The organism is Streptomyces sp. NPDC050549, assembly GCF_040655035.1.
Lineage (GTDB): Bacteria > Actinomycetota > Actinomycetes > Streptomycetales > Streptomycetaceae > Streptomyces.
Genome location: NZ_JBFAJD010000089.1, coordinates 1 through 8440, shown reverse-complemented (window position 1 = coordinate 8440; position 8440 = coordinate 1). Strand labels below are relative to the sequence as shown.

5 protein-coding genes and 3 pseudogenes are annotated in these 8440 nt (G+C 65.6%); 7 read left to right on the top strand and 1 reads right to left on the bottom strand.

Translation table 11 applies throughout. The features are described 5' to 3' along the window. Positions 1-397: 397 nt before the first annotated feature. From AB0I51_RS47780 to AB0I51_RS47750, 7 genes and pseudogenes are all read left to right on the top strand, one after another. Positions 398-970: pseudogene (locus AB0I51_RS47780) on the top strand (IS5 family transposase); the annotation flags it as partial. A 228-nt stretch (positions 971-1198) separates the two neighbouring features. After that, a complete protein-coding gene (locus tag AB0I51_RS47775) occupies positions 1199-1498 on the top strand; it encodes a DUF1778 domain-containing protein (RefSeq protein WP_362985715.1) in 300 nt (99 codons plus the stop codon). Beyond that, on the top strand, positions 1495-1881 hold the full coding sequence (locus AB0I51_RS47770; RefSeq protein WP_362985713.1) for a fic family toxin-antitoxin system, toxin component: 387 nt from the start codon (positions 1495-1497) through the stop codon (positions 1879-1881). The genes AB0I51_RS47775 and AB0I51_RS47770 overlap by 4 nt, the downstream gene beginning before the upstream one ends. 893 nt (positions 1882-2774) lie before the next feature. Beyond that, positions 2775-4109 (top strand): ISL3 family transposase, encoded by a 1335-nt coding sequence (locus tag AB0I51_RS47765; protein ID WP_362985711.1) that lies wholly within the window; start codon positions 2775-2777, stop codon positions 4107-4109. 33 nt (positions 4110-4142) lie between these two features. Next, positions 4143-5285: pseudogene (locus tag AB0I51_RS47760) on the top strand (IS1380 family transposase); the annotation flags it as partial. 427 nt (positions 5286-5712) lie between these two features. Continuing rightward, on the top strand, positions 5713-6627 hold the full coding sequence (locus AB0I51_RS47755) for a helix-turn-helix domain-containing protein (protein ID WP_362985709.1): 915 nt from the start codon (positions 5713-5715) through the stop codon (positions 6625-6627). 160 nt (positions 6628-6787) lie between these two features. Next, positions 6788-7268: pseudogene (locus AB0I51_RS47750) on the top strand (IS21 family transposase); the annotation flags it as partial. 502 nt (positions 7269-7770) lie between these two features. Here the strand turns inward: AB0I51_RS47750 and AB0I51_RS47745 are convergent. Then, positions 7771-8440 (bottom strand): ISAs1 family transposase (locus tag AB0I51_RS47745; protein ID WP_362985707.1); only part of this gene is annotated, 670 nt, incomplete at its 5' end.

Sequence of the window (8440 nt, the reverse complement as noted above, 5' to 3'; positions counted from 1 at the left end):
GCGTGATCAAGCTCGTCGCCCGCGCCGCCTTCGGGTTCCGCAACGCTGCGAACCAACGACTACGCACACGTTGTGTCACCACCCGCCGAGCCCGTAGGCACCTCCGCACCGCTCAACTTTGAAGACCCGGCAAAACTCGCACACCGAAAGAACGCTATGTGAACGCCCACGGAGAGGGCGTTTACGTAGATCTAGTCGGGTACACGTCTTTCATGCATGCCCTATTTCGGTATGAGATGCCGCGTTAGCGAATATCGCCCCCTCAGGGGTCGCGCACTCGACTGCCCGTCTCATCCGACCTTGCGCCCCGAAGTCCGTCTGGCTTAGAAAGATCATGGAAACGCCTGAGAAGCGGCGCGGCGACGCATTCCGGCGTGACCCATGATCACGCTGTACCGTGAGCGAGCGGAAGCCGTACCCCAGCGACCTGTCCGATGCCCGATGGGCCCTGATCGAGCCGACGTTGACGGCCTGGAGGAAAGCCCGGCTTGACCGCAGACCCACCGGCCAGCCGGCCAAGGTCGACCTCCGCGACGCATTCAATGCGATTCTCTACGTGAACCGCACCGGAATCCCCTGGAAATACCTCCCACACGACTTCCCGAGCCACGGCGCCGTCTACTTCTACTACGCCGCCTGGCGTGATGAGGGAATCTTCGCCCAGCTCAATTACGACCTGACCGGGCTGGCCCGCGTGAAGGAGGGGCGCAAGCCCGAACCCACAGGCTCCATCATCGACACCCAGAGCGTGAAGACCTCCACCAACGTGCCCCTGACCAGTCAGGGAACGGACGCCGCCAAGAAGATCGTAGGCCGGAAGCGAGGCATCCTCACCGACACGATCGGACTGATCCTCGCAGTCACCGTCACCGCCGCGAGCTTCTCCGAGAACGCCCTGGGAATACGCCTCCTCGACCAGGCGAAGGAGAAGTACCCAACCATCTCCAAGAGTTGGGTCGACACCGGCTTCTATGGGCCTCGGGGATGACGTCTCCCTGCCAGGGTGGCCAGGTGAAGCGGCTTCGATCGACGTCGGTCTCGTCCTGGTGGGGGGAGGCCGGAGTGGTGACGGTGCTCAACACGATCACGATCACGTCGGTGCCCAGACTTAGCTTCAGAACTATGGAAGATTCGAGTTTGAGGTCTCCCCCGTTTCAGGGATGGCCACCCCTGCGGTACCGGCGATACCATTGGTACCATGTCTCAGCCCAAAGCGATGAACCTACGTTTTCCCGATCCGGCCCAGCGCGCCGCGATCGAGGCCGCAGCACGGCAGGAGGGCGTCAGCTTGCAGGAGTACATCCTGTCCGCTGCCTACGCCCGTGCCACCGCGGTGGAAACGCACTTCCTCGATGCCTTCAGCAAGTCGATGGCCCGTAGCGGCGACGCCTTCGCCGAAGCGGCCGGCGGGGCCGATGCCGACGGGAAGCATCGTGCTGCGGAGCTCGCCGCGCGGCATGATCTTGAGGAGCAGCAGGAGCGGGGTCACGCCGCGTGACTCAGCACGAACCGTTTCACCCTCTTGATGTGACTTTTCTGCTGCATGCTGCCGGGCTGCTGCCCGGTGATCCGCAGGTGGACGACTACGGTCCGTTGTACGCGGCTGTCGCCCGGGTCAATGCCCGGGCCATGGAGCGCGACGTCTACGGGTCTTTGTATCTCAAGGCGGCGGCGTTGCTGCAGACGCTGGTGCGGCTGCCGTGTCTGGAGCACTCCAACGAGGCGTTCGCGTGGCACTGCGCCGAGGCTTATCTCGTGCTGAACGGGTGTCGGCTGGAGTATCCGCCCAAGGAGGCGGTCGCTCTGGTGCAGGGGGCGGCGTCCGGTGCGATGGGGGTTGGCCTGGTCGGTCGTCAGTTGCGTGCCTGGAGTGTTGCCTGACCTTCTGGTGTTCTCGGCTTAGCGGCGTGAGCGCGGCTGGTGAAGTCTGCCTGGCTATTCGCCGGAGGGCATCTCCCAGGAGGCGTTCGTGACCGTACTGCGCAACTGGGACACGGTCAGCCGCGTGGGCTACCCCTACGCCTACTTGCACAGGGTGGCCGACAACTTGCGGCGCCGCGCTGTGAGTCGGGGATCGGAGTACTGCGTCGAGGAGTTCGAGGGCCTCGAGTCCTGGGACCGGACGGCAGAGCACGAGCAGGGCCTGGGCGCTGCGGTCATCACCGACGAGATGTTCCGCCGGCTGGTCGAGGAACTGTCGGAGCGTCAGGCCCAGGTGCTCGTCCTGTGCGCCCCGCAGTTCGCGGACTCGGGGATCGGGGAGCTCCTCGGCCTCGCGCCCGCCACGGTCCGCTCGCACAAGCGCCACCTGGTCAACTGCGCGAACCGAACGGGCTGGAAGGAGTGCGGGGAAGCAGGTGCGGCCGCATGGCCCGCGCGCGCAGGTGAGGGACCGGCAGCCGGAGTGGATCCGGCGGCCGGCCCTTCGCTGTCCTCGTCCCGGGACCGGAACGGCGACGGCCTCGGTGCCGGGCGTGCGGCACTTCCGCAAGATCGAGATCGGGTGCGCGAGGGCTCACTGGGTGGACCGGGCAGCTTGCCGGGGTTGGCCGGTCGCCGCCCTCCGGAGCTCACCTGCGCTCCTCCCCCGCTCGCAGCGGTCGGTCGGGATACCAGGGGGCGAGGCGTAGCAGGAGGTGGAAGGGGATGTCGGCGTACGACCCTAAGCTGGCCCTGGCAAGATTTTCGTGAAGCGGGGCTGTGCCTCCGTGCGCCGGTGACGCTCCGTCACGGGTAGCGGGACCTTCGGCGAGTGTGATGACCTCGTACGAATTGTGTCGCCGCACCTCGATGCGGTGCGGGTGGAACGAGTGTGGGTGGCGGGCGGCGTTGTCCGTATCGCTGCCCGTACCCGCGAGTTGATGGTGGCGTGTCCGGATTGCCGGTGCGCGTCGGCGCGGGTGCACAGCCGGTATTCCCGCACGCTGGCCGATGTCGCTGCCGGGGGCCGCCCGGTGCTGATCAGTCTGGCGGTGCGGCGGTTGTTTTGCGACAGTGCGGACTGCGGTCGGCGGACGTTTGCCGAGCAGGTGGAGGGGCTGACGGTGCGCTATCAGCGGCGCAGTCCGCTGCTGCAGCATCTGGTCGAGATGGCCGGGGTGTTGCTCGCCGGCCGTGGCGGGTCCCGGCTTCTGCGCATCGTGAAGACGCCGTTGTCGCGGACGAGTGTGCTGTTCCAGTTGATGCGCATGGGACTTCCGCCGGTCGCGACACCGCGGGTGCTGGGCGTGGATGACTTTGCGTTGTACGCGGACGTCTACGGCACGCTGCTCGTGAATGCCGACACGCGGCTGCCGATCGAGTTGTGGGCCGGGCGCGATGCCGGGCAGCTGGCCTCCTGGCTGCGTGCGCATCCAGGCGTCGAGGTGGTGTGCCGGGACGGTTCGCTGGTCTACCGGCAGGGCATTGCCGAGGGAGCCCCGGACGCGGTGCAGGTCAGCGATCGTTTTCACCTGTGGCAGGGGTTGTCGAAGCGGGTCTCGGACATCGCCGCAGCCCACCGCGGCTGCCTGGCCGCGGCAGTACGTGAACCCGAACCGGCCCTACCGACGGCGGACGAACCGTGCGAGGCGGCCGATACTCCCGCCCTGCGTCACGCGAAGCGACTGTTCGAGACCGTCCAGAGTTACACCGGCACGGCCCGCAGCCTCAGTGCAATGGCCCGCGAGCTCGGCTTGAACCGCCGCACCGTGGCCAAGTACGCACGGGCTGCCTGCTGGCAGGAGTGCGTACGGCGCACTCCGCCCCGCCGGTCCACGAGCCTCGACCCATATCTGGAGTATCTGAGGCAGCGGTGGGAGGAAGGCGAGCACACCGCGACCGTGCTGCACCAGGAGATTGCCGCCAAGGGCTACAGCGGCCACTACCAACGGGTCAAGATGGCCATCGCACCGCTACGCCGCGGTCTGCCGATCGACACACCGCGCGAGCGGCCACCCTCGCCCCGCCAGGTCGCCCGGTGGATCACCACCCCGTTCAACTCCGGCGTCAACGAAGGCCGGATCACGGACCTGAAGCTCCAGAAACGGATCATGGCCGGCCGCGCTGGCGTTCCGCTCCTGCGCCACCGAGTCGTCCTCATGGCCCACCTCCGACGCCGCTACCCGTGACGGAGCGTCACCGGCGCACGGAGGCACAGCCCCGCTTCACGAAAATCTTGCCAGGGCCACGTTCACGTGTACGCCGACAACCCCACGGTCTCCCGTCTCGTCGACGCCCTGGCTGCAGCCGGACCGAAGGCGCTCACCGCGATCCGCACGGCCCGAGCCGAAGTACGCACGCGGGTCTGGGAGCTGGCCGGGACGAACGGCCCGGCCGTCGACGGCAGCGTGATCGTGGACATCGACGGCGTGCTCGTCCTCGCGCACTCCGAGAAGCAGGACGCCACCGCGACCTGGAAGAAGACCTTCGGCCATCACCCGCTCGTCGCGTTCGCCGACCACGGCCCGGCCGGGTCCGGAGAGCCGGTGGCTGCCCTGCTGCGGCCCGGCAACGCCGGCTCCAACACCGCGAGCGATCACATCGCGACCACCCAACTCGCCCTGGCCCAACTGCCGAAACACCTGCGGCGAGGCCGGCAGACCTTGATCCGTACCGACTCGGCCGGCGGCACCCATGCCTTCCTCGACTGGCTCTCCCGCCGGGGCCGGTGGCTGTCGTATTCCGTCGGAATGACCATCACCGACACCCTCCACCAGGCCGTCCTGAAGATCCCGAAGAAGGCATGGACGCCGGCCTACGACGCCGGCGGCACCGAACGGCCCGGCGCCTGGGTCGCCGAGATCACCGACATGCCCGACCTGAGCACCTGGCCGAAGGGGATGCGGCTGGTCGTCCGCAGGGAACGGCCGCACCCCGGCGCCCAGTTGCGCTTCACCGATGTCGACGGACTACGGCTGACCTGCTTCGCGACCAACACAAAAGGCAGCCAGCTCGCCGACCTCGAACTGCGTCACCGCCGCCGGGCCCGCTGCGAGGACCGCATCCGAAACGCGCGCGCCACCGGTCTGCGGAATCTGCCCCTGCACGACACCGCGCAGAACCGGATCTGGCTGGAGATCGTCTCCCTCGCACTCGACCTCCTCGCCTGGATGCCGATGCTCGCTCTGACCGGCACCACCCGCCGCTGGGAACCCAAGAAGCTCCGCCTGCGGCTGTTCTCCGCCGCCGCTCAGTTCGTGAAAACCGGCCGCCGTCACTGGCTCCGCTTCACCGCCCGATGGCCCTGGACGGATGTGATCACCCGCGCGATCCAGCGACTCGCAGCCCTGCCGAACCCCGGCTGACCAGCCACTTCGACCATCCCGACAACCCGCATCACCACACCGGCGAAGTGGAACCCGGCGCCGACCCGACGCGAGAGCCGGGCCCTCAGCCTGCCCCAGCCCCGAAAAGACCCCACCGCACAGACACAAAGTCCCCGTCAGCAAGCTGACGGGAACTCATGAACGATCGAGGCTAACCTCTCAGAGATTTTTAATTCATAACAAGTTTACCTACCGTCAGATAACCATATGCAGGCGACAGGATGGGGTGACTTTTCCATCCGATTTAATTCGTTCCCGCAAGCCTGGAAGATGGCCGAAAATCGCCTTCATATCATTGACTGCAAATCGAAATGATTACTTCATTGAAAGTTGGATGACGTAAGAAAGTAAGAAAGAGAATAAGTAAGAAAACCGGCCGAGTCTGCGCATTGGAGGGTGGCCTTCCGTGGTCAATCCTGAGAAGTTTCCCTTCCTTGCTGGCGAGCATCCTTACGGCAGTTATCTACACACGCCGATATTGCACATAGACATGAACTCCATCAGTGCGGACGGAATTGAAGTGACGACCGTGGACTGCGGACCGGCCGCCATCAGGTTCGAGAATAACTCAAGTGATTCCCATAAGTCGCCACAATACGTCATATTTTACATGCTGTCGGGGGTCGCATTCACGGTCCACGAGGGACGTTGTGCGGAAATCGATACGGGCACTCTTATTGTCACCGATGACTGTGCCGACTTCTCATTTCACACGCCGGGCGTCTCACGACTACTCGTCCTCCGCTTCGCGGGAGAGATGATGGACACAATGCCGACCGCACACCGGGGAGCCTTCCGCGTGGTACGGAGACCCGAGGAGTCACAGACGGGATCGCTGTTATTTCCCCTCCTTAGGACTCTTGCAACGGAAATTTGGAACGTTGACGGTGAATTAGGTCCCGGCCCGGGGCATATCGTTTACTTTCTCGGTATGTCCATGGCGAGAATCGCGTACGCGGATATGGGCGACTACCACCCGGCCGGCGGTGTCCCCCTCTTGATCGATGTGAAGGAATCCATCGAAAGGCAGCTCGGCCATTTCGGGGTAGGTCCGGCAACACTTGCGGCCGAGCATCATATATCAGTGCGGCAACTGCACCGGCTGTTCGAACCTGTCGGCGAGAGTGTCATGCAGTACATCAGGCGCCGGCGTCTGGAGGGTTTCGCACACGACCTTGTCGATCCAGATCTGCGACACCGGAAAATAAATGAACTGGCCGCCGCCTGGGGCATGCCGGACTCAGCGATGCTCAGCAAGAATTTCCGATCCGCCTACGGTGTGCCACCTCGGGAGTACCGCAAAAAACACTGCCCCAAATGAGCTGGCGACGGTCGGACCTCAAGTGTCGGTGGAACTGCGTCGCCTCGGTGGGCTGCGTCAGTGCCAGGGTGTTGCCGCCCGGATTCGCCACGGTGCTGACCAGATCGAAACAGCTGGTGCCGAGTTCTTGCTGGTGACGGATCGCGGTGTAGCCCTCGGCCTCGGGAGCGAACCCCTGTTCCTACAGAACGAGGAGACGGTCAACACCGATCACGTCGCCGGGATCGCGGTCCGCAACCCACAGACCGTCGAGGCCGCCCGGCACTACAGCAGGACCATACGCACCTGCCTGCCCGCCGACCACGAGAAGAAGAACGGTTCCGAGGCGACGGTCCGTGCCACCTGGGTCCGAGGGACGTAAACCTGTGCGAGCACTACAAGACCTTCGGCGAGCTGAAGGCGGCCCGCCACGTGTTCTGCCACGAGGTCAACTCCCCCGCACCCACCGGGAGACTCAGCGCAAGCCGGTCAAGCAGCTCGCCGAGGAACAGCAGCGGCCGCACCCACCGCCGAGGAGACCGTTCACCGCCGCGTTCGGCACCACCTGGCGGGTGAACGGGGAGTCCACGATCTCGGTCGAAGGGATCTGCTACTCCGTTCCGCACGAACTGATCGACAACCGGGTCCGGGCACGGTTCCACGAAATGCCCGTTGATCCACATCCGTGCGAATGAGGGGAGGGTGAAGCCACCGGCCCCTCACCGGTCGACCATCGGAAGACGGGCAGTGAACACCAACTGATCTGCGGGCGGGAACGGCACCCGTTCAGGAGCATCATCACTGCGACCAGTGTCAACGACGTCACCACCCCAAATCCTGGCCCTGCCGGACGGCATCCCGCCCGTCGCCGGCAAGCCGGGCCATCCACGTGGGCCCCCGGTCCTGCTCCACCAGTTCAAACGCCTGGCCGTCCAGTGGGAAAGACGGCTCCACCTGCACGGCGCGCACGTCTCCCTCGCCCTCTGCTTCATCTGCTGGAGATGCCTCAAGAAGGCTCGCCCATGATTGCATTGCGAGCTCTGCGCACTCTCCTTGCACCCTTTCAGCTGGTTCGGCGCTGCCTTTGCCCGTCGCTTCGGGAGGACCGGACTACCGCGCTGGCCCCGCTCAGCGACCGGACCCACCGCCAGGGCTGATGCGTTCTCAGGTTTCAAGATCGAGTAGTTGAAGTGCGTGGTCTGTTCGTGACCGGTAGTGGTCGGTGGCGGCGGCGATGTTGGTCCATCCGGCCTGGCGGATGAGGCCGATGGCGAGGTTGCGGAGGGTCGCCATGGCGCGGGGTGCGGTGCCGGTGCGGACGCTGGAGGCGTCTTCGGCGAAGGTCACGTCCCGGACATGGTGCAGGGCTTCCACCTGCCAGTGCCCGCGGATGAGTTCGGCGAGCCGGGATGCTGTGGCCTGGTCCGGGGTGAGGCTGGTGACCGCGTAGATCGTCTTGATGGTGGTCCTGCCGGTCCTGCGGTTGGTGCGGCGGCGCTTGACCTCGATGGCCTGGACGGCGTGGGGGAAGAGCAGTCCGGGTTGGACGGTGCAGACCTTGAGCCGGCGGATCTCGCGGCGTCCGTGTCGCTGGTCGCGAGTGCGGTGTTGGAGCGGGACCTCGCGCCAGGGCAGGCGCCGCAGCTGACGGCGGAGCTTCTTCTGGTTGCCCTTGACGACCAGGATGTAGCGGGCGCCCTGAGCGGTGATCTGCTCGGCGTGGCCGGTCTGGGTGTGCAGCGCGTCGGCGGTGATGACGTGGCCGTGCAGGTCGAGTGGCTCAAGCAGCGGGGCGAAGGCGGGGATTTCGTTGCTCTTTGCGGCGATCTGCCGC